Raw genomic sequence first — 19953 nt, 5'->3', positions numbered from 1 at the left:
TGACATTCTGACAAAAAGACAATGATAAAAAACAGCCGGAACCAAGAAGGAAAACAACACAATATAAAAAGAAAAACATGAAATTGGACTTTACAATCAAGTCCTCGCTACATTCATTAAAAACAGAATAAAAAGCTCAAACCGCCCTCTACTTACAGACAAAAAGCCCCGATATATACCAATAAGAGGACGTGTCATCTCGACACATCCTCTTTCCATAATCTCATATAGGTATTAGTTTTTTTAAGGTAAAAAGATTGTTTTCAGAATAACTTTTGCAAATATCGGATTTTCCGGTCAACTACACAAATAAAAAAGGATGTTTCTTAGCATAAAAAAAGAGCATTCATTTTATTCTCTTTAAAAAACTCTTCTTATACCTTATTATTATAGGAAAGACGAAAGTAATTTCCAATTTTTAATAGTATCTTTGCAACCATTATTGATAATTACGCAAAACAGATTGGTTATGACTGAAACAACTCATGCTGAATCATCAGAAAAGAAAGGACTTAATTTCGTAGAAGAAATAGTGGTGGAAGACCTGAAGGCCGGCAAGAACGACGGACGACTGCAAACCCGTTTTCCGCCGGAACCTAACGGATATCTGCATATCGGACATGCAAAAGCGATCTGTATGGACTTCGGCATCGCGGAAAAATACGGCGGCGTGTGTAATCTAAGATTGGACGACACAAACCCTATCAAAGAAGACACGGAATACGTAGAGGCCATCAAGGAGGACATACAGTGGCTGGGATTCAAATGGGGAGAAATCTATCATGCTTCAGACTACTTCCAGCAACTGTGGGACTTTGCCGTCAGACTGATTAAAGAAGGCAAAGCCTACATCGACGAACAAAGCAGCGAACAGATTGCCGAACAAAAGGGAACACCGACGCAACCCGGTACGCCCAGCCCCTATCGCGACCGTCCCATAGAAGAAAATCTGGAACTGTTTAACAAGATGAACAGCGGCGAGGCGGAAGAAGGTTCCATGGTGCTGCGCGCCAAGTTGGACATGGCCAATCCGAATATGCACTTCCGCGACCCCATCATTTATCGCATCATCAACAAAGAACACCACCGCACGGGTAGCAAGTGGAAAGCCTACCCGATGTATGACTTCGCGCACGGGCAAAGCGATTACTTCGAAGGAGTGACCCACTCCATCTGTACGTTGGAGTTTGTCCCCCATCGTCCGCTCTATGACCACTTCATCGATGAGTTGAAAGAAGGGAACGACTTGGCAGACCACCGTCCTCGTCAGATAGAATTCAACCGTCTGAACCTGACCTATACCGTCATGAGCAAACGCAAATTGCTCGCATTGGTAAAAGAAGGTCTGGTAAACGGATGGGACGACCCACGAATGCCGACCCTCTGCGGGTTCCGCCGCCGCGGCTACTCTCCTGAAGCCATCCGCAAATTCATCGACATGATCGGTTATACCAAGTTCGATGCCCTGAACGACTTTGCTATGCTGGAGGCAGCCGTACGTGAGGACCTGAATGCAAGGGCAACCCGTGTCTCGGCCGTACTTAACCCCGTAAAACTCGTGATTACCAACTATCCGGAAGAGCAAGTGGAAGAGCTCGAAACCGTAAACAATCCCGAAAACGAAGCCGACGGGAGCCATATCATCGAGTTCAGTCGCGAACTGTGGATAGAACGCGAAGACTTCATGGAAGACGCTCCCAAGAAATACTTCCGCCTGACTCCCGGCAATGAAGTTCGTCTGAAAAGCGCTTACATCGTAAAGTGTACGGGATGCAAGAAAGACGAGAACGGCAACGTGACGGAGGTCTACTGTGAATACGACCCCATGTCGAAAAGCGGCATGCCCGGTTCGGACAGAAAAGTGAAAGGCACACTCCATTGGGTGAGTTGCGGACATTGCCAACCGGCCGAAGTACGCTTATACGACCGACTTTTCAGCATAGAGAACCCAGGAGCTGAAGAACGCGATTTCCGTGAGTTGTTGAACCCAGAGTCACTGAAAGTCCTGCCCCAATGTTATGTGGAAAAATATGCAGCGACCAAAAAGCCGCTTGAATATCTGCAGTTCCAACGCATCGGTTACTTCATGATGGACAAGGACAGTACGGCCGAACATTTGGTATTCAATCGTACCGTAGGCCTGAAAGACACATGGAGTAAGAAAAACAAATAACATGTCGACAGAAGACCTCTCGTATTTTCAAGAAGAAGAATTCAAAAAGAATCTGGCTCTTTACGAGCAGATGTTACAAGGCGGTCAGTCGGTTTATCTGGAAGCAGACGAACTGACTGACATCGCCGAGTATTATCTCGTGCAGAACGACACGGACAAAGCTATGGCGTGTATCCAATACGCCCTGAACATCCACCCCGGTAGTATCGACCCTTTGATTTTCCTGGCACGACAAAAGATGTTCAACGGCGACATCGAAGGTGCCAAAACCATACGCGACTGTATTACGGATCCCAACGACCGCGAAGTCATATTCCTCAACGCAGAATTGCTGTTGCGTGAAGGAAAAGAACAGGAAGCCACCACATACCTGTCCGAAAAAGCCGAAACGGAAGAAGAAGATGCCGCTTTGTTTGCATACGACACGGCTACACTGTTTTTGGATTACGGTTATTTGGAACAGGCAGCTCAATGGGGACAACGGGCGCTCGACATGGAACCGGACAACGAGAAGTTTCTGAAACTCAAGGCAGACCACCTCATCTCTTCCAATCGTCCGAAAGAGGCTATCGAGATATTAAATAGTTTGTTGGACATCAACCCTTACAACCTTAATGCATGGCACTCATTGGGCGAAGCCTATTTCGTATGCGAAGACTTTTCCAAAACCATGGAAACGGCTGATTTTGCATTGGCTATAGACGAGCACGACGCCCAAGCTCTTTTGCTGAAGGCCAACAGCCTGCTTCAACAACAGAATCTCGACGAAGCCCACCAACTTTATCTCCGATATTTCAAGGAACATCCGTCCAATGAAATTCCTTATCTTTTCGACGGGGTGTGCCTCTCCGCACTCGAACGCTACGACGAAGCCTTAAGCCAATTACTTAAAGCCGAAGAATTATCCCAAGGTTATTCTACGGAACAGCAACACATATATGCCAACCTTTCGGAGGTGTATAGCAGGCTACACGATACAGACAAAGCCTTTGGATATATCGACAAGATAAAAGAAATAAATCCGGATTACGAAGCAGACTTATACAAAGGGCATATCCTGATGCAAAACGAGAGAGAAAACGAAGCCCTCGAATGCTACAACACATTTATCCAAAGCCACGAAGACCCTTCGGAGGCCCATTTTCTCGTCGGCTTGTCTTTAGTGGAAAACAAACTGTACGAAAGGGCGAGAGAACATTTCTTGTATACGCTGAATCGCGATGCTTCACAAGACAAGGAAAGTCAAAAAGCATACGCCTATCTGGCCTATTGTGCGCTGATGCAAAACCGTTATCAGGAATTCATCGTCTTTCTGAAAATTGCTTGTGAAAAAGCTCCTGAAGCATTGGAATACACCGTGGGACGATTCATCCCGGAAGAAGTGGAAGCCAAGGACTTCTATCAGTACGTCTTAACTCACAGCGACATATTCACACACTTTAATCCGGACTCATCCGCACCTGTAAAACCCATGTGAAAAGAAGCTTTCGCACCGTCTCTCCACATGGGCATATTTCCTGTCATTCGCTGAATTGCTTGATGCGTTGCTCTTCCGACAATTTACAGATGAGCAAAGTATCGTTCTTTTCTGCCACAATGAAACCATCCAGACCTTGTATTACGACTTTTTTCTCCTGAGTGGTATGAATCATACAGTTATGCGTATCATACACTGAAATATTCTTTCCGATACAAGCATTACCATAAGCGTCTTGAGGCGTATGCTCATACAAAGAGCCCCACGTGCCTAAATCACTCCATCCGAAGTTAGCCGGAAGCACGAATATCTCTTCTACTTTCTCCATGATGGCATAATCCACCGATATATTCTCACACTTCGGAAAATCACGGTTGATGGCTTCCTGTTCCTGCTCGCTGCCATATATGGGCATAAGCTGCTCGAAAATCTGCGCGATAGCGGGCTGATACACACGGAAGGCGTTGACAATCGTACTGACGTTCCACACGAATATTCCGGCATTCCAGAAATAATTATTCTTTTGGATATAGCGGCTTGCCGTGGCAAAATCAGGCTTTTCCTTAAAAGAATCCACCCGATAAATCTCCTTGTTACGTGCCGATGCAAAACCCAAGTCAGCCTGAATATATCCGTATCCAGTTTCCGGACGATTCGGCTTCATGCCCAAAGTCAAAATAGAGTCCGTCTCCGCCGTAAATGCCAAACCGGAAGTTATCACACGTTCAAACTCGGCCACATCCATGACGATATGATCGCTCGGCGTGACAACCACATTGGCTTTCGGATTCAACTTCTTGATACGCCAACTCACGTAAGCAATGCAAGGCGCCGTATTCCTTCGGCAAGGTTCCTTCAATATGTTGGATTCCGGAATTTCCGGTAACTGTTCACGTACAATATCCGCATAAGCTTCGGACGTCACCACCCAAATGTTTTCCGGAAAACAAATCCTTTTAAAACGATCCGCAGTCAATTGCAACAACGTACGTCCGCATCCCAATACATCGATAAACTGTTTCGGGCACTCCGGAGTACTCATCGGCCAAAAGCGGCTACCTATGCCACCGGCCATAATTACCAAATGATTATTACTTCTTTCCATGGTTCTATATTCACGAGAATAAGTTAAGTTACAAAATTACAACTATTTTTCTAATTCCATGCATAAATATACACGATATTTTCATCTTCTTTTTCCCTGTTTTATTTGCATTCAGCCAAACATTCGCGTACTTTTGCACATACAAATGAAATATACCACCGTTTTAAGCATTGCCGGTTCCGATTGCAGCGGAGGAGCCGGTATTCAGGCAGACATCAAGACGATTTCCGCTTTGGGATGCTATGCTGCCAGCATCGTCACGGCCGTTACCGTACAAAACACATGCGGAGTGAAAAACGTATATCCTATTCCGGCTCAAATTGTCAAGGAACAAATACAGGCCGTAACCGAAGATATGCAAATAGATGCCTTGAAAATAGGGATGGTGACGGACGAAGGTATCATTGCGGTCATTGCCGATTTCTTATCAAGCAATCGCCTTCCGACCGTCTTCGATCCGGTTTTAGTCTCAAGTAGTGGCTATTCTTTGGTAAAACCCGAAGCATTGCATGTCATGCGCGACCGCCTAATCCCCCATTGTACTTTAGTGACCCCCAACCTGCCGGAGGCCGAAATACTGTCCGGTATCCCTATCCGGAACATAGAAGATATGGCAAACGCCGGACGGCAGATCCTTACTTACGGTTGTCGGTCCGTATTAATAAAAGGAGGACATTTGGAAGGGGGCGATATGACGGATATTCTGGTCTGCGGCAATACTCCGGAAGACATTCACCGCTACCACTCCGCCAAAATAAACTCCGCTAATACCCACGGAACCGGATGCACGCTTTCTTCTGCTATTGCGGCTTACATCGGCCAAGGTATCCCCTTACCGGAGGCTGTCGGTTTAGGGAAAAAATACCTCACGGATGCCCTGTTTTACGGAAAAGACGTCACCATCGGAAAAGGACACGGCCCGTTAAATCACTTTTTTAATCCCAAAAAGCTGATGATTAAGTAAGTTTTTATTAAATTTGCAACCAGATTGATGAACAAACATACATTAGATAAGATTTAAATTATATGAAAGCATTTGTATTTCCCGGACAGGGAGCACAATTTGTAGGTATGGGCAAAGACCTGTACGACAACAATCCGCTGGCAAAAGAGCTATTTGAAAAGGCAAACGATATTTTAGGATTCCGCATTACGGACATCATGTTCAGTGGTACGGACGAGGAGTTGAAACAGACAAAAGTGACGCAACCCGCCGTATTCCTCCATTCTGTCATTTCAGCTTTGTGCATGGGAGAAGATTTCGCTCCTGACATGGTGGCCGGCCATTCTTTAGGAGAATTCTCCGCGTTGGTAGCAGCCGGTGCCCTGAACTTTGAGGATGGTCTGAAATTGGTTTACGCCCGTGCCATGGCCATGCAAAAGGCATGCGAGGCTGCCCCTTCTACGATGGCGGCCATTGTCGGCTTGGATGATGCCACAATCGAGAACGTCTGCACGGAAATCAATACGGAAAACAATGTAGTGGTTCCGGCCAATTATAATTGCCCCGGACAGTTGGTAATCAGTGGCAATGTGGAAGCTGTCAAGGCTGCATGCGAAAAACTGAAAGCAGCCGGTGCCAAACGTGCACTCTTGTTACCGGTGGGCGGTGCGTTCCACTCGCCTTTGATGCAACCGGCCAAAGACGAACTGCAAGCAGCCATAGAGGCAACTACGTTCAATACACCTAAATGTGCCGTATACCAAAACGTAGACGCACAGGCTCATACGGATGCAGAAGAAATAAAGGCTAACCTGATTGCCCAACTCACGGCTTCTGTGCGTTGGACGCAAGAGGTGCAGAACATGATTGCAGCCGGTGCCACGGATTTCACGGAGTGCGGTCCGGGCAAAGTCCTGCAAGGCATGATTGGAAAGATTGCCAAAGGAAATGATGCCGTGACAGCTCATGGTATTCAAGCCTAAACCAACTCGAACAGCTATCCCCTTGCCTCAAAAAAAACGGCAAGGGGATTTTTATTGACGACTAATCCATTGATATATGAAAAACAAGATGATTATTTATCAGGTGTTCACCCGCCTTTTCGGAAACGACAAGACGGCATGCATCCCCCACGGTAACAAGACAGAGAACGGATGCGGGCACTTCGCTGATTTTACCCAAAAAGCATTAACGGAAATCCAAAAGCTTGGAGCAACGCATATTTGGTATACAGGGGTCATTGCACATGCCACACAAACAGACTATACCTCATACGGAATTCCGTCCGACCATCCTGCCATTGTAAAAGGGAAAGCCGGTTCCCCATACGCCATTAAAGACTATTATGACGTAGACCCGGACTTAGCCACAAAACCCGAGAAACGGATGAAGGAGTTTCAAAACCTGATATACCGTACGCATGATGCCGGTTTGAAAGTCATCATCGATTTCGTTCCCAACCATGTGGCACGCCAATATCAATCCGCCAGCAGACCTGAAGGCGTGAAAGATCTCGGGGAAGAGGATGACCAAAACCTATCCTTCTCTCCCCAAAACAACTTCTATTACATTCCCGGACACCCGTTTCAACCCGGCTTCGATCTGCAAGGCAGTGCACCGGTCCCATACGAAGAGTGTCCGGCCAAAGCTACAGGCAATGACAATTTTTCCCCCTCTCCGGGACGCAACGACTGGTACGAAACGATAAAACTGAACTACGGAATAGATTATTGTAACGGAAGGGGACGGCACTTCGACCCGATACCTTCCACGTGGTTTAAGATGCGTGACATTCTGCTGTTTTGGGCCGGAAAAGGTATAGACGGCTTCCGTTGCGATATGGCAGAGATGGTTCCTGTCGAATTCTGGGAATGGGCCATTCCGCAAATCAAATGCCATTACCCTTCCCTTGTATTCATTGCCGAAGTATATAACCCGAACGAATATCGTAACTACATCTATAAAGGAGGATTTGATTATTTATATGATAAGGTAGGATTATACGACACGCTCCGCGGAGTCGTTTGCGGCTATGCCTCCGCGCGTCAGATTACAGGATGTTGGCAAAGCGTAGACGACATCAAAGACCGCATGCTGAACTTCCTCGAAAACCACGATGAGCAACGATTGGCCTCCGATTTTTTTGCAGGAAATGCAGAAAAAGGCCGCCCGGCTCTGTTGGTCAGCGCATGTATGGGGAGAAATCCCATGATGATTTACTTCGGGCAAGAATTAGGTGAACGGGGAATGGACGCAGAAGGATTCAGCGGCAAAGACGGGCGCACCACGATTTTCGACTACTGGCATGTAGATACCATCAGGCGGTGGCGCAACAAAGGTAAATTCGATACCGATAAACTCACAGCCCAGGAACTTGCCTTGCAGGCATTCTATACCCAAGTGCTTAGATTATGCAACAGAGAAAGAGCCTTGAGGGAAGGGGATTTCTATGACCTGATGTACGCCAATAACGGCTCGGACCTGTTTAATGCCGACAAATGTTATGCTTTTGTCCGACGTAAAGACAAAGACCTGCTGATTGTCCTTGCCAACTTCGAGGATTCCGAGAAACATACAGCAGTCAATCTTCCCCACCATTTATTCGAATTTTTCCAAATCCAAGAGAAAGGAGAAATCATAGCAACCGAGCTTCTAAGTGGAGATAAAGAATATATCACGTTCAACGCTAATCAATGTGTACTAACGGACATACCTGCATATAGTGGCAAAATCTTAAAAATTAAGCTTTAGTAGCTAAAAAGTACCTAACGGGAAGTCCAAGGTCATTATTATAGAGTAAAGCGGGAACCTGCAAAATCACCAAATCCGGCGATTGCAGATTCCCGCTTTACGTTCTACCTTTGCAGTGACAGAAGAAAACAATATGCCATTAATAAACGATTAAACAAAACTACAACAACGAGATGAAAAAAATGACTATTTATTATGGTTCCACCACAGGAACTTGCGAAACCTTGGCCGCCAGTATCGCACAAGCACTGGGCATGAGTAACGACAACGTGCACAACGTAACAGAAATGACCAAGGAAGATTTGGAGAATAACGATGTGCTGATTCTCGGCTCGTCCACATGGGGATGCGGAGACCTGCAAGATGATTGGTACGACGGAGTAGAGATTCTGAAGAAAGCCGACTTGACAGGTAAAAAAGTAGCTCTTTTCGCTTGCGGTGACGGAGAGTCATACGGCGACACATTCTGCGAAGCCATGACCCATATCCACGATGCCTTGGCTGATAGCGGCTGTACCTTCATAGGGAAAGTCCCGACTGCCGACTACACGTTTACTTCTTCTACAGCCGTGGACGGTGATGATTTCATCGGTCTGGCACTTGACGACGTAAACGAGAGTGACAAGAGCGAAGCCCGAATTGCAAACTGGGCTAAGCAAATTGAAGCGGAAATGGCTTAAAGCATACTTAAAAACAAGTAAAGGGCTATAAGGTTGCGACCTGAATAATCATAGATTTTAGCTATTGCAAAACTTTAAATTATCACTTAATTTTGCAACCACAAACGAAACATTCACCAATGGACGCACTATCCGAGAGAAACAGACATACAGGGATTTCCGCCATGCGGGTCTTTGCCAACCACATCTACGAATACAAAAAAGGAGTTCGCCGGATGATTCTCTTTACCGTGAACGACCGATATGTCGGCGAAGCGGTCAAGCGCCTGAAAGCTGAAGATATTGATTTCGAACTACAAGAAGTCGGTAACGGACGTACGAATGTCTTTTTCGGCCGTAGTGAATGTATCGAGGTGGTGCGGAGGATGATTACCCGCCCTTTACAACAACTCAGCCCGGAAGAGGATTTTATCCTCGGTGCCCTGTTGGGTTATGACATCTGCATGCAATGCGAACGCTTCTGCAAGCGGACGGCATGCACACAAAAAGTATCATAATAACCACTTTTCATACAATTTCTTTATATCGTTTTGGATTTAAATTTGGGATCAGGCTCTCGTGAGAGAGCCTTTTTCTATGTCTGCCCGTCTGCAAAACTATTCCCAAACCGTATCCAACAGTTTGAACACAATCCGGAATTGTCCGTCCTTGTAGCTCGTGCTGTTGATATGGAACCGGCCAATCTGTGCCGTATGTTCCACATGGGCACCGATACAGGCACAGACATCATAATCCCCCACCCTGACCAAGCGCAAGGTATCCTCCGCAGCATCAGGTAATTTGTCGAGCGGAACGTTGTCGGGAACAGCATCACGCGATACGTAGGCGTACGTCACCGGTAAATCAGCCGCAATGACTTCATTCACTTTCCGGGCTATCTCTGCAATCTGCTCTTCCGTCGGCTCATCCGCCAAATCATAGTTAATCTTACTTTTTTTCCGCTCTATATGTGCATTCCTCGACCGTTCGCAACCGAACATCCTGACCATCGTCTGGTTCAGGATATGCTCACAAGTGTGCATCGGAGGATATTCCACCTTGTTATGGGCGTTTAAAGTCACTTCCTTCTCTGTTGTCATTCGTTTCTTTTAATATATTTGTCGAATAAATCCATACGCAGTCCACCACATTTTACCTTTACGACGTGATGCTCATCTGTCAAGAAACAAGTAGGTGTGGCCTGCGCACCATATTTTATTTTCATGGGACTGTCGTCCAACTTAAAATCTGATACGAAAATAAAATCAAAAGGAAATACTTTTTTAACCTCTTGCAGGTCCTTCAATGACCTGCATGGCCAATAAACCACAATCTGCAAATCCTCCAAAGATATTTGCCTTCGTAAAAGTTCCAATTCCTTACGACCATCTTCTCCCATGCATCCCAATCCGCCATAAAGCAGCAACACAGGTCTGCCCTTCAGCCCGTGCCAATCGAAAATATTCCCGTCGTCCCGATAGCAAGGAAACTCCCAAAGGCTATCCCTTTCCTCAATCTGGCGCATCCGAATATGTTCCTGGATATTCCTTCCATAAAAAGACTCTCGCATTCCCGTGCCTAACGTATCTAAGATATGTACAAGCACTTTTTTAGGAATATCCAACCGACACATGTACAGGCGTTGCAAACCGCTGGGCGTAGAAGCATATTCCATGGCCAACTCCCGGTTCCTTTTCAACGTAGCATCATAAAAGGAATTAAAGGCCGCCTGCAAACTATCCTGCATCTCGGGATATTTGTCCCATAATGCAGCCATTTCCTGATGACGCTGTTCGTACGCTTCCCACAACATGCTATCCTTGCGCAGATACTCTTTCTCCCTCTCCATGTCCTGCGCAACCGAACTTCCCACCGAGAGACCCAAAAATCCCCAAAGGAACAACAAACTTCTTAACCTCATGATACCTCTTTACCTCCTCCGAATTACAGTTTTCCCCGTTCTTCCAGATAAGAATCCTTGAACCCCAGGAAGTACAGTACCCCATCAAGCCCCATCGTGTTAATGGACTGTTTGGCATTCGCCACCACACGAGGCTTGGCATGGAACGCAATCCCCAGCCCGGCTTCGGAAAGCATGGGCAAGTCGTTGGCTCCGTCGCCCACGGCAATCGTCTGAGCCAGATGTACATGTTCCACTTGGGCAATAAGCTTCAACAATTCGGCTTTGCGGCGGCCGTCGACGATTTCACCTACATAACGTCCCGTCAACTTGCCGTCCTCTATCTCCAACTCATTGGCATACACATAATCTATGCCGTATCTGTTCTTCAGGTAATTGCCGAAATAGGTGAAACCTCCCGAAAGGATGGCAATCTTGTAACCATACTGTTTCAATACGAACATCAGGCGATCCACTCCCTCCGTGATAGGCAAATGCTGCGCGATATCCTCCATCACCGACACATCCAACCCTTTCAGCAAAGCCACCCGCTGGGTAAAACTTTCCTTGAAATCTATCTCTCCACGCATGGCCTGCTCGGTAATGGCTCTCACTTGCTCGCCTACTCCGGCACGGTCGGCCAGTTCGTCGATGACTTCCGTCTCAATCAAAGTAGAATCCATATCGAAACAAATCAGACGGCGCATGCGGCGGTACATGTTGTCCAACTGAAATGAGAAATCCATCTCCAGTTCACTGGACAACTTCAACAGTTTCGATTGCATGGCAGCACGGTCTTTCGGTGTACCCCGTACGGAAAACTCGATACAAGCCCGTATGTTTTCCCGTTGTTCATCCAATGGAATGCGCCCGGTGAGACGCTTGATGGCATCGATGTTCAGCCCCTGTTCGGCCAACACCGAAGTGACGGCCTGTATTTGCAAAGCCGACAGTTTACGTCCCAACAAAGTCAGGATATAACGGTTCTTGCCCTGCATGTTCACCCAGTCCGCATATTCGTCTTTCTTCACCGGATAGAAACGGATGTTCACGCCCAGTTCCGAAGCCTTGAAAAGCAAATCCCGCATCACATGCCCGGAGTATTCCTCTGCCGCACGCACCAACAAGCCCAAGGTCAACGTATTGTGTATGTCGGCCTGACCGATGTCGAGTACCGTCACGTCATATCGGGCTAAAATCCCCATGATGGAAGAGGTCAGTCCGGGACGGTCTTCACCCGTTATTCTTATCAGTATCAATTCCGTATTCGAAGGTTCCATAGCTTTATATTCATTTAATGCCTGCAAAACTACACAAAAAAGGAGAAAACACAAAGGATACGGGCGGAATGCTTTCACATTGCCGCCCGTATCCTATATATAAAAGGTATAACCTTATGTCAGAAACGGAAACTGAGATAAACCCGGAAAGACTTCGTACGCATACGCTGCCTGAAGGTATCCACGAAATCGGACGCATCCATATCCTCGTTCTCATAGTCATAACCGTCACTTTCGTCGTTCACCGAAACGCCATGGTATTTCGTACCGCCCCAACGGCCTTCCACACCTAAGGATATGGCCTTCCAAGCCACAGCCGCACCGAAGTTGAAGAAAGGCACAAAGCCATAATACACTTCATCGTCCAACAACATGATGGAAGCCGAAGGCTGGAAACGGAAATAAGTGCTCACTTTCAGATGATGGATAGGATTCACCGTGATGGAAGGACCTATCTGCATGCCGTATTCAAACTGGTGACAGCCGAAATCCAAATCATAGTCCTCGTCCTCTTCCATGTCCCAACCGTTATCGAACGGATCATCGTATCCCCAACCGTTTCCGAAACCGTTACCGTCTCCGAAATCGTCATCATACGCAAATTTCTCCTCCACACTCGAATACTTCACATAGTTGAAATCCATCCAACTCCAGTCCAAACCGATTTTAACCATCCCCCAAAGCGGCTTCTTGTGCAAGTAATACGTTTTACCCCACGTGATATTCACGCCCGCTTCGCTCTTGTACTTGATGTAATCGTCTTTAGAAGTCAGACTCTGTTTTACAAAGCCGATATTGAAGTACTTGGCACGGTCTTTCCAAATCTTCTGGTCCAACTCGGCCTGGTTGGCATTGTCCACTTGTTTCGACAAAGTCCCCACGACCGTACGCAATGAATCCACTTCGTTCGCATTGCCGTTATTTTCCGCACCGGTACCTACGAACTGCGCCTTCGCAGCCCCACATGCCATAAAGGCGGCTAAGGCAAACACGCTCACAAACTTTTTCATTTTTTCTATTTTTTATTTGATTATAGTTATTCCACGGGCAAAGATAATAGTTTTTATAGTAAATAGTATTAAAATATGGAACTAAATGCAGAATTAATCAAAAAAACCGTTTAATTTCGTAACTACACTTGCAATGCTATCGAATATCCCAAGCCATAATTAAATGTTACCCCATGGAGAAAAATACCACACCTTTCCATCCCTTCATCCCAGACGCAGACTCCTCCGAGCTTCCACGCCTGTTTACCTGTCCGTTCCACTACGAACCGCACCCTTTATCCGTACGCGCAGCCGAAGAAGTGCGCCGCTATCTCACACTCCGCACCGACTGGAAAACGGAACTGGACAAAGGAAAAATGTTCGGCGTATTAGTCGTGCAAAAAGAAGGAAGGACGGGCTTTTTAGCGGCTTATTCCGGTATACTTTGCGGACGCAACGACCACGACTTTTTCGTACCACCCGTTTTCGACCTGTTGCAACCGGACGGTTTTTTCAAGACAGAAGAAGCGCAAATATCCCAAATAAACCACCGTATCGAAGCGTTGGAACACAGCGACATGCGTGCCTCGCTGCTCCAACAGGCTGCCGATAGGAAAGCAGCCGGAGAACAAGCATTGAAGGAAGCCCGCGACGCATTGAAAGAAGCCAAACGGCAAAGGGACTTGTTACGGGCATCAGACCACAACGACTTCACGGAAGAACAGCTCACCCGTGAAAGCCGGTTCCTGAAAGCTGAATACAAACGGTTGGAAAAGCAATGGAAAGCCAAGCTCGAAGAGGTTGAAACCGCCCTGAAACGGTCTGACGAAGAAATAGAGGCGCTGAAAACCGAACGGAAACGCCGCTCCATCCTGCTGCAAAATCGACTTTTCGCCCAATTCCGCATGCTGAACGCACGGGGGGAGGAGAAAGACCTGTGGCAAATTTTCCGGGAACACGGGCGGCCCGTACCGCCATCGGGTGCCGGAGAGTGTGCCGCTCCCAAATTGCTGCAATATGCCTACCGTCACGGCTATCGTCCTTTGGCCATGGCCGAATTCTGGTGGGGGGCTTCGCCGGAAGCGGAAATACGCAAGCACGGCTACTACTATCCGGCATGCAAAAGCAAATGCGAGCCGATACTCGGCCACATGTTACAGGGTCTGGATGTGGAACCCAACGCACATGAAAACAGCAAGCACCTCAAGCATGAGCCGGAGCTCGTCTACGAAGACGAATGGATGGCTGCTGTCAATAAACCGGCCGGCATGCTTTCCGTACCCGGCAAGGGCGACGCCCTTTCCGTATGGAGCTGGGCGCGTGCGCATTTTCCCGAGGCCACGGGACCGCTCTTGGTGCACCGTCTGGACATGGACACCTCGGGAGTGCTCCTCATCGCCAAAGACCCGGAAACGCACCGGCAGTTGCAACAACTGTTTGAAACGCGGCACATCAAAAAAAGATACATAGCTTTGCTCGACGGCACGGTAACGGACGACGAAGGCTTTATCCGTCTTCCCCTCTGCCCCAACCCGAACGACCGTCCACGGCAAATGGTGAGCACGGCATACGGCAAAGCCGCCGTCACGCGTTTTGAGGTCTTGTCTCGCAGCCACGGTCAAACCCGCGTGGCCTTCTATCCCTTCACGGGGCGCACCCACCAGTTGCGGGTGCATGCCGCCCATCCGGAAGGATTGGACACCCCCATCGTAGGCGACAACCTGTATGGCCGTCGAGCCTCCCGCCTCTTCCTGCATGCCGAGACCGTGACCTTCCGCCATTTCAAGACCGGACGTTGGGTCAGCATTACGGCACCTGCCCCGTTCTGACGGAAGGAAACGCGCCAACCGGTGCTCACTGTCCGCCGTCCGGCGTATGGCAAATGGCCTCTATCCGCTCCAACTCCTCTCTCGAGAAATCCACTTTCCGCAAGGCCTTCAGGTTGTCTTCGAGTTGTGCCACGGAACTTGCCCCGATAATGACAGACGTTACCAGTTCGTCTTTCAAAACCCAAGCCAAGGACATTTCAGCCAACGTCTGCCCCCGCTCTGCGGCCACCCGGTCCAAGGCTTTGATTTTCTCCAAGACCGCCTCTGTCAATACCTCGCGTTTCAGGAATCGCCCTTGTGCCATACGCGAATCTTCGGGCACGCCTTGCAGATAGCGGGACGTGAGCAAACCTTGCGCCAACGGTGAAAAAGCGATAAACCCAACCCCATACGCCCGGGCCTGTCCCAAAATGCCCTCCTCTTCCGGAGCGCGGTCGAACAGGTTGTAACGCCCCTGATACAACAGGCAATGCACGTCGCGCGCTTCCAAATAACGGTAAGCCTCTTCGGCCTTGTCGGCCGGGTATCTGGAAAGCCCCACGTAAAGCGCCTTGCCTTGGCGCACGATGTCCACCAAAGCCTGCATCGTTTCTTCCAACGGTGTCTCCGGGTCGTAACGGTGGGAATAAAACACGTCCACATAATCCAAGCCCATACGTACAAGACTCTGGTCGAGACTAGCCATGAGCGACTTACGGCTTCCCCAGTTCCCGTAGGGACCGGGCCACATGTCGTAACCGGCCTTGGTCGACACAAACAGTTCGTCGCGATAAGGCTTGAAGGATTTCTTCATAATGAATCCGAAAGTCTCTTCGGCACTGCCATACGAAGGGCCGTAATTGTTCGCCAAATCGAAATGCGTGATGCCATGGTCGAAAGCATAATGCGCCATCGCCAGCGAATGAGACAAAGGATTGACGTCACCGAAATTATGCCACAACCCTAAAGAAACTTCAGGAAGGAGCACGCCGCTACGCCCGCTACGACGGTAGCGCATACCGTTTTCATACCGGTCGGATGCCGGAGAATAAATGGGATTCAACATAAATACTATAACTGTTTTAGAAGTGTCTGACGCAAAAATAATGAAAAAACCATAAATCCGCCTGCCTCTCCCGGTAAAACTTCCTATCTTTGTTCATTATTATCACATAACAGATTTATTTCACATGAAACACACCTTCAGCGCATGTTGTTGCGCCATCCTGATTTCAATTTCCGCACAAGCGCAAAAAGGCGCTTCCCATTTCGAAATAGACACCCGCGCCCCCTTGCAGACGATAGACGGTTTCGGGGCATCGGACGCCTGGAGCATGCAGCACATCGGACTGTGGCCCGACAGCGTGCGGTTGCAAACGGCCGATTGGTTGTTCAGCACCGAGAATGACAGCAAGGGGCAACCCCTCGGCATCGGGCTTTCGATATGGCGTTTCAACATCGGGGCAGGCAGTCACGACCAAGGACGCGAAAGCGGCATCGGTTCACATTGGATGCGCACGGGATGCTTCCTCCGGCCGGACGGCACATACGACTGGACGCAACAACCCGGACAACGCAACTTCCTGCGCATGGCCCAAGAACGGGGCGTAAGGACCTTCATCGGCTTTTTCAATTCGCCTCCCGTGTACTTTACCCAAAACGGACTGGCTACCAACACCGGACGGGGCGGGACGCTGAACCTGAAAACGGAACATTACGGTGATTTTGCCCTATTCTCAGCCAACGTGGTGGAAGGGTTGGAACAGCATGACGGCATCAAGCTCTCCTACGTCTGCCCCGTCAATGAGCCGGACGGACATTGGAATTGGGTAGGTCCGAAACAGGAAGGTACACCGGCCACCAACCGTGAAATCGCCGGACTGGCACGGGCATTCAGCCAAGCGTTCACCCAGAAAGGACTGGACACGAAAATCCTCATCAACGAATCGTCGGACTACCGTTGCATGTTTGCCACTCACATGACCGACTGGCAGAGAGGGTATGCCATCCAGTCGTTTTTCTGTCCGGACAGCACGGACACTTATCTGGGCGACACCCCGAACGTGCCGCGCCTCATGGCCGGACACAGCTACTGGACCAACACTCCCTTGGAAGCCCTGCGCGGCATCCGCATGCAACTGAAAGACACGTTGGACAAGTATAACGTACAATTCTGGCAAACGGAAACCTGCATCATGAGCAATGATGAAGAAATAGGCGGCGGAGGCGGTTACGACCGTACGATGAAGACAGCCTTATACGTGGCACGTATCATCCATCACGACATCGTCTATGCCGGAGCGCGAAGCTGGCAGTGGTGGCGTGCCGTGGGCGGGGACTACAAGGACGGACTCTTGCGTGAGTTCAGCAACCGCGAAGGGACGAACGGGCGCGTGGTGGACTCCAAACTGCTTTGGGCTTTAGGCAACTACAGCCGTTTTGTCCGTCCGGGCGCCACCCGTATGGGCATTACTGCCACCGACAAGACGGGACGCACCGTGATGGAAGGCGATACAGACCGCACAGGACTGATGTGCACCGCCTACCGGAACGCCGACGGCTCGTGGGTAATGGTCGCAGTGAACTATGCCACCGAGGCGAAAAACATGACCTTCCACGTGGATGACCGGAAAGTGAAAAGCTGGCAACCTTACCTGACAGCCGAAGGAACGGGAAAGAACTTACAGCCTATCGACAAGGTGGGCAACGGAAAACAAACCGTCATCCCGGCACGCTCGATTGTGACGTTTGTAAGCCGGTAAGACGAACATTTTGTCAGTTTTTCAAGAATCGCCATCAGTCAAAATCCGACCTTATAGACCTGAAAAGAACGGCGTGATTGAATAAAAATACATCCAAACCGCATATATGCAATTCATTACTGCATATATGCGGTTTTTTCTGCTGAAAGCGATTTTCCGTTCACAGCCAAACGGAAAAAAGTTCTCCGCAGATTGAAACACCTGTGGCTTCTGCCTGAGCCAAAAACAAGAAGAAAACGGAGATAAAACATGCCGAAAACACATCTTTTTCGTCTGGTTGAAACCTTTTTGCCGACAAAAAAGAAAAGCAAAAAGACAATAAAACACACGTTTCGCTTACTGCCAACCGCAAACACAGGCGGCAAACATGCCGTTTCGCCCCGCCTTGTAAAGCCCCAAACAGATTTTCCTGTCCATTTGCCCGAAAGCCGATGCACGAGAATCGCGTATTCCGGCGCGACGTCCCTCTCGGCTGTATATAACGGATTCTCGCACGGACAGGTTTGTCATTTTGACAGCCGCCGCCTTTTCCCGAACCGTCCGCCGATTCTTCTTTTCAATTCGGAAAACAAAGTAATCTCCTTACGAATCGCCGAAGCCGAAAGCCACACGCTGGCACCTAATACGCATCCGCCTGCTGCAACCTTGAGCCATACTTCGGACTGCATGCCCAAAAACAAAGCTGCCGCCACGCAAAGGAACTGTGCCGCCATGAACGGACGTGCCGCCTTGTCGGGCCTGAAGCCGTAGCGTCGCCCGTACACAGCATAAATCATCCACCAATCGAACACTCCGGCCAAAGCCAAGGCGATTCCCGTACCCAAAATACCTCCGTACACAAAACCGACAATCACGCACACGGCCATAAAGATGTCGTAGGCCGCCTCCATGCACAAATACATGACGGCATCGCCTTTGGCCAACGAGGTATATGCCACGGGGAGCGTCATCGACTTGAAAAACATGTGCATGGAAGCACAGACAGCCATGCCGGTCATGGGTAGGAAGGACGATGAATACAATACCCTGATGGCCAATGGCATACATATCATGAACAACACCAAAAAAGGCGACATGAGCAACACGCAGACTTTTATCTGGCGATTGATGGTCTGGTTCATCCGCCCCACATCGGCATTCACAGACGACAAGCGCGGAAAATAATCGGCATCGACCGCCGTGAATACCACCCCGGCGTAAGTAATCACCAGGTTATACCCCATACCGTACAAGCCCACGTCGGACAACGAACCCCAATTAGTAATGAAAAGCGAAATCCCCATCGCCACCGACATGTTCACCGCCGTGGCCATGATATAAGGCACGCCTACGCGCACCATGCTCCATCCCTTACGGAAATACGCCCGGCTCAGCAAGTCCACGCGCCAAGGAAAGACGGGAAGCGAAAGGGACAGATGAGCCACCATCACCCCCAACGTACTGATGACCAACGCAGGTACAACCCCCGACATTCCCCAAAAGTAATAAAAAGGAACCGTCAGCAACAAAGTGGCCGCTGCCCCCAACACGGAAATCAAAGCCACACGCTTCAATCGCCGAACGGCTTTCAAAATGGAAATTTCACCCACCGTAACAGCCATAAAACCCATGACGGGAGAAAGCAAACAGAGAGGCAGGATATGGGACGTATCGCCAAAAGCCCAATAACTTATGGCAGGCGAAAACAGCAGGCACAGCAACATGCCGGCCAAACCGGTCCATACGCTCCACGTACGCACTACTTCTACCTGTAGGAGAACTTTCTCCGGATGGTTTTCTCCGTAATATTCTGCAATCTCTTTAATGGAACTAAACGAAATGCCCAGATTCGACGTGTTGTGGAGAAAACCGATGACACTCTGGTACAAAGCCGAAAGCCCCACTCCGGCCGTGCTGAGCAAAACGGCCGCCAGCTTGTTGCGCACCACGCTGACCAGTATCGTAAGCACCTGTATGCCTCCCAGAAAGCCCGTGTATTTTACGATGTGGTCGTAGGTCGCGTCTTCCCTGCCTTCCGTCTCTTCCAAGACCGTCAAACCGTCTTTTATTTCTTGTGTCTCACTCATAATATGGGAGACAAAGATACGGCATTTCCATTTATTTTCT

Annotated in this window: 16 protein-coding genes; 9 read left to right on the top strand and 7 right to left on the bottom strand. The window is 48.8% G+C overall.

From position 1 onward, the window contains the following. Positions 1-469 precede the first annotated feature (469 nt). Together HMPREF9441_RS06345 and HMPREF9441_RS06340 are read left to right on the top strand one after the other, a co-directional pair. A complete protein-coding gene (locus HMPREF9441_RS06345) occupies positions 470-2173 on the top strand; it encodes a glutamine--tRNA ligase/YqeY domain fusion protein (protein ID WP_008619289.1) in 1704 nt (567 codons plus the stop codon). Between the two features lies 1 nt (position 2174). Then, on the top strand, positions 2175-3650 hold the full coding sequence (locus HMPREF9441_RS06340) for a tetratricopeptide repeat protein (protein ID WP_008619287.1): 1476 nt from the start codon (positions 2175-2177) through the stop codon (positions 3648-3650). A gap of 43 nt (positions 3651-3693) precedes the next feature. On the opposite strand, the gene HMPREF9441_RS06335 is transcribed toward HMPREF9441_RS06340, so the two are convergent. After that, positions 3694-4755, bottom strand: a complete 1062-nt coding sequence (locus HMPREF9441_RS06335; RefSeq protein WP_008619285.1) for a mannose-1-phosphate guanylyltransferase — start codon at positions 4753-4755, stop codon at positions 3694-3696. A 145-nt stretch (positions 4756-4900) separates the two neighbouring features. On the opposite strand from HMPREF9441_RS06335, the gene thiD reads away from it, so the two are divergent. The 5 genes from thiD (at position 4901) to HMPREF9441_RS06310 (ending at position 9626) form a co-directional block, all read left to right on the top strand. Further along, positions 4901-5719 (top strand): bifunctional hydroxymethylpyrimidine kinase/phosphomethylpyrimidine kinase, encoded by an 819-nt coding sequence (thiD, locus tag HMPREF9441_RS06330; protein WP_008619283.1) that lies wholly within the window; start codon positions 4901-4903, stop codon positions 5717-5719. A 62-nt stretch (positions 5720-5781) separates the two neighbouring features. Then, positions 5782-6681, top strand: a complete 900-nt coding sequence (gene fabD, locus HMPREF9441_RS06325) for an ACP S-malonyltransferase (RefSeq protein ID WP_008619282.1) — start codon at positions 5782-5784, stop codon at positions 6679-6681. 76 nt (positions 6682-6757) lie between these two features. Beyond that, positions 6758-8449, top strand: coding sequence for an alpha-amylase family protein (locus HMPREF9441_RS06320; protein WP_008619280.1), 1692 nt, complete (start codon positions 6758-6760; stop codon positions 8447-8449). A 173-nt stretch (positions 8450-8622) separates the two neighbouring features. After that, on the top strand, positions 8623-9129 hold the full coding sequence (gene fldA / locus HMPREF9441_RS06315; RefSeq protein WP_008619278.1) for a flavodoxin FldA: 507 nt from the start codon (positions 8623-8625) through the stop codon (positions 9127-9129). A 119-nt stretch (positions 9130-9248) separates the two neighbouring features. Further along, entirely contained in the window at positions 9249-9626 is a 378-nt protein-coding gene (locus HMPREF9441_RS06310; RefSeq protein ID WP_008619276.1) for a DUF2023 family protein, read from the top strand. 99 nt (positions 9627-9725) lie between these two features. Here HMPREF9441_RS06310 and HMPREF9441_RS06305 read toward each other — a convergent pair whose 3' ends face one another. The 4 genes from HMPREF9441_RS06305 to HMPREF9441_RS06290 all read right to left on the bottom strand — a co-directional run bounded on the left by HMPREF9441_RS06305 (position 9726) and on the right by HMPREF9441_RS06290 (position 13298). Then, a complete protein-coding gene (locus HMPREF9441_RS06305; RefSeq protein WP_008619268.1) occupies positions 9726-10208 on the bottom strand; it encodes an alanyl-tRNA editing protein in 483 nt (160 codons plus the stop codon). Next, the gene (locus HMPREF9441_RS06300; RefSeq protein ID WP_008619265.1) at positions 10205-11029 is read right to left on the bottom strand and encodes a hypothetical protein; all 825 of its coding nucleotides are present in this window, start codon (positions 11027-11029) and stop codon (positions 10205-10207) included. The genes HMPREF9441_RS06305 and HMPREF9441_RS06300 overlap by 4 nt, the downstream gene beginning before the upstream one ends. Positions 11030-11052: 23 nt before the next feature. Then, positions 11053-12288 carry a phosphoserine phosphatase SerB gene (gene serB / locus HMPREF9441_RS06295; protein ID WP_008619263.1) on the bottom strand — a complete coding sequence of 412 codons (1236 nt, stop codon included), beginning with the start codon at positions 12286-12288 and terminating at the stop codon, positions 11053-11055. A gap of 119 nt (positions 12289-12407) precedes the next feature. Beyond that, a complete protein-coding gene (locus tag HMPREF9441_RS06290; protein ID WP_008619262.1) occupies positions 12408-13298 on the bottom strand; it encodes a hypothetical protein in 891 nt (296 codons plus the stop codon). Between the two features lie 173 nt (positions 13299-13471). Between HMPREF9441_RS06290 and HMPREF9441_RS06285 the strand changes: the two genes are divergently transcribed. Beyond that, positions 13472-15106, top strand: coding sequence for an RluA family pseudouridine synthase (locus tag HMPREF9441_RS06285; protein ID WP_008619260.1), 1635 nt, complete (start codon positions 13472-13474; stop codon positions 15104-15106). 25 nt (positions 15107-15131) lie between these two features. Here HMPREF9441_RS06285 and HMPREF9441_RS06280 read toward each other — a convergent pair whose 3' ends face one another. Further along, positions 15132-16151, bottom strand: a complete 1020-nt coding sequence (locus HMPREF9441_RS06280; RefSeq protein WP_087943189.1) for an aldo/keto reductase — start codon at positions 16149-16151, stop codon at positions 15132-15134. Between the two features lie 124 nt (positions 16152-16275). Between HMPREF9441_RS06280 and HMPREF9441_RS06275 the strand changes: the two genes are divergently transcribed. Continuing rightward, positions 16276-17847 (top strand): glycoside hydrolase, encoded by a 1572-nt coding sequence (locus tag HMPREF9441_RS06275; RefSeq protein WP_008619258.1) that lies wholly within the window; start codon positions 16276-16278, stop codon positions 17845-17847. A gap of 506 nt (positions 17848-18353) precedes the next feature. Here the strand turns inward: HMPREF9441_RS06275 and HMPREF9441_RS06270 are convergent. Further along, on the bottom strand, positions 18354-19913 hold the full coding sequence (locus HMPREF9441_RS06270; RefSeq protein WP_244949649.1) for an oligosaccharide flippase family protein: 1560 nt from the start codon (positions 19911-19913) through the stop codon (positions 18354-18356). Positions 19914-19953: the final 40 nt, after the last annotated feature.

It is taken from the genome of Paraprevotella clara YIT 11840 (assembly GCF_000233955.1).
GTDB lineage: Bacteria > Bacteroidota > Bacteroidia > Bacteroidales > Bacteroidaceae > Paraprevotella > Paraprevotella clara.
This window is presented reverse-complemented; position numbering and strand designations above follow the sequence as displayed.

Excerpts from the sequence above, each read along its gene's own strand:
- HMPREF9441_RS06345 (WP_008619289.1), top strand. The coding sequence starts at position 470 with ATGACTGAAACAACTCATGCTGAATCATCAGAAAAGAAAGGACTTAAT.
- HMPREF9441_RS06340 (WP_008619287.1), top strand. The coding sequence starts at position 2,175 with ATGTCGACAGAAGACCTCTCGTATTTTCAAGAAGAAGAATTCAAAAAG.
- HMPREF9441_RS06335 (WP_008619285.1), bottom strand. The coding sequence starts at position 4,755 with ATGGAAAGAAGTAATAATCATTTGGTAATTATGGCCGGTGGCATAGGT.
- thiD (WP_008619283.1), top strand. The coding sequence starts at position 4,901 with ATGAAATATACCACCGTTTTAAGCATTGCCGGTTCCGATTGCAGCGGA.
- fabD (WP_008619282.1), top strand. The coding sequence starts at position 5,782 with ATGAAAGCATTTGTATTTCCCGGACAGGGAGCACAATTTGTAGGTATG.
- HMPREF9441_RS06320 (WP_008619280.1), top strand. The coding sequence starts at position 6,758 with ATGAAAAACAAGATGATTATTTATCAGGTGTTCACCCGCCTTTTCGGA.
- fldA (WP_008619278.1), top strand. The coding sequence starts at position 8,623 with ATGAAAAAAATGACTATTTATTATGGTTCCACCACAGGAACTTGCGAA.
- HMPREF9441_RS06310 (WP_008619276.1), top strand. The coding sequence starts at position 9,249 with ATGGACGCACTATCCGAGAGAAACAGACATACAGGGATTTCCGCCATG.
- HMPREF9441_RS06305 (WP_008619268.1), bottom strand. The coding sequence starts at position 10,208 with ATGACAACAGAGAAGGAAGTGACTTTAAACGCCCATAACAAGGTGGAA.
- HMPREF9441_RS06300 (WP_008619265.1), bottom strand. The coding sequence starts at position 11,029 with ATGAGGTTAAGAAGTTTGTTGTTCCTTTGGGGATTTTTGGGTCTCTCG.
- serB (WP_008619263.1), bottom strand. The coding sequence starts at position 12,288 with ATGGAACCTTCGAATACGGAATTGATACTGATAAGAATAACGGGTGAA.
- HMPREF9441_RS06290 (WP_008619262.1), bottom strand. The coding sequence starts at position 13,298 with ATGAAAAAGTTTGTGAGCGTGTTTGCCTTAGCCGCCTTTATGGCATGT.
- HMPREF9441_RS06285 (WP_008619260.1), top strand. The coding sequence starts at position 13,472 with ATGGAGAAAAATACCACACCTTTCCATCCCTTCATCCCAGACGCAGAC.
- HMPREF9441_RS06280 (WP_087943189.1), bottom strand. The coding sequence starts at position 16,151 with ATGTTGAATCCCATTTATTCTCCGGCATCCGACCGGTATGAAAACGGT.
- HMPREF9441_RS06275 (WP_008619258.1), top strand. The coding sequence starts at position 16,276 with ATGAAACACACCTTCAGCGCATGTTGTTGCGCCATCCTGATTTCAATT.
- HMPREF9441_RS06270 (WP_244949649.1), bottom strand. The coding sequence starts at position 19,913 with ATGAGTGAGACACAAGAAATAAAAGACGGTTTGACGGTCTTGGAAGAG.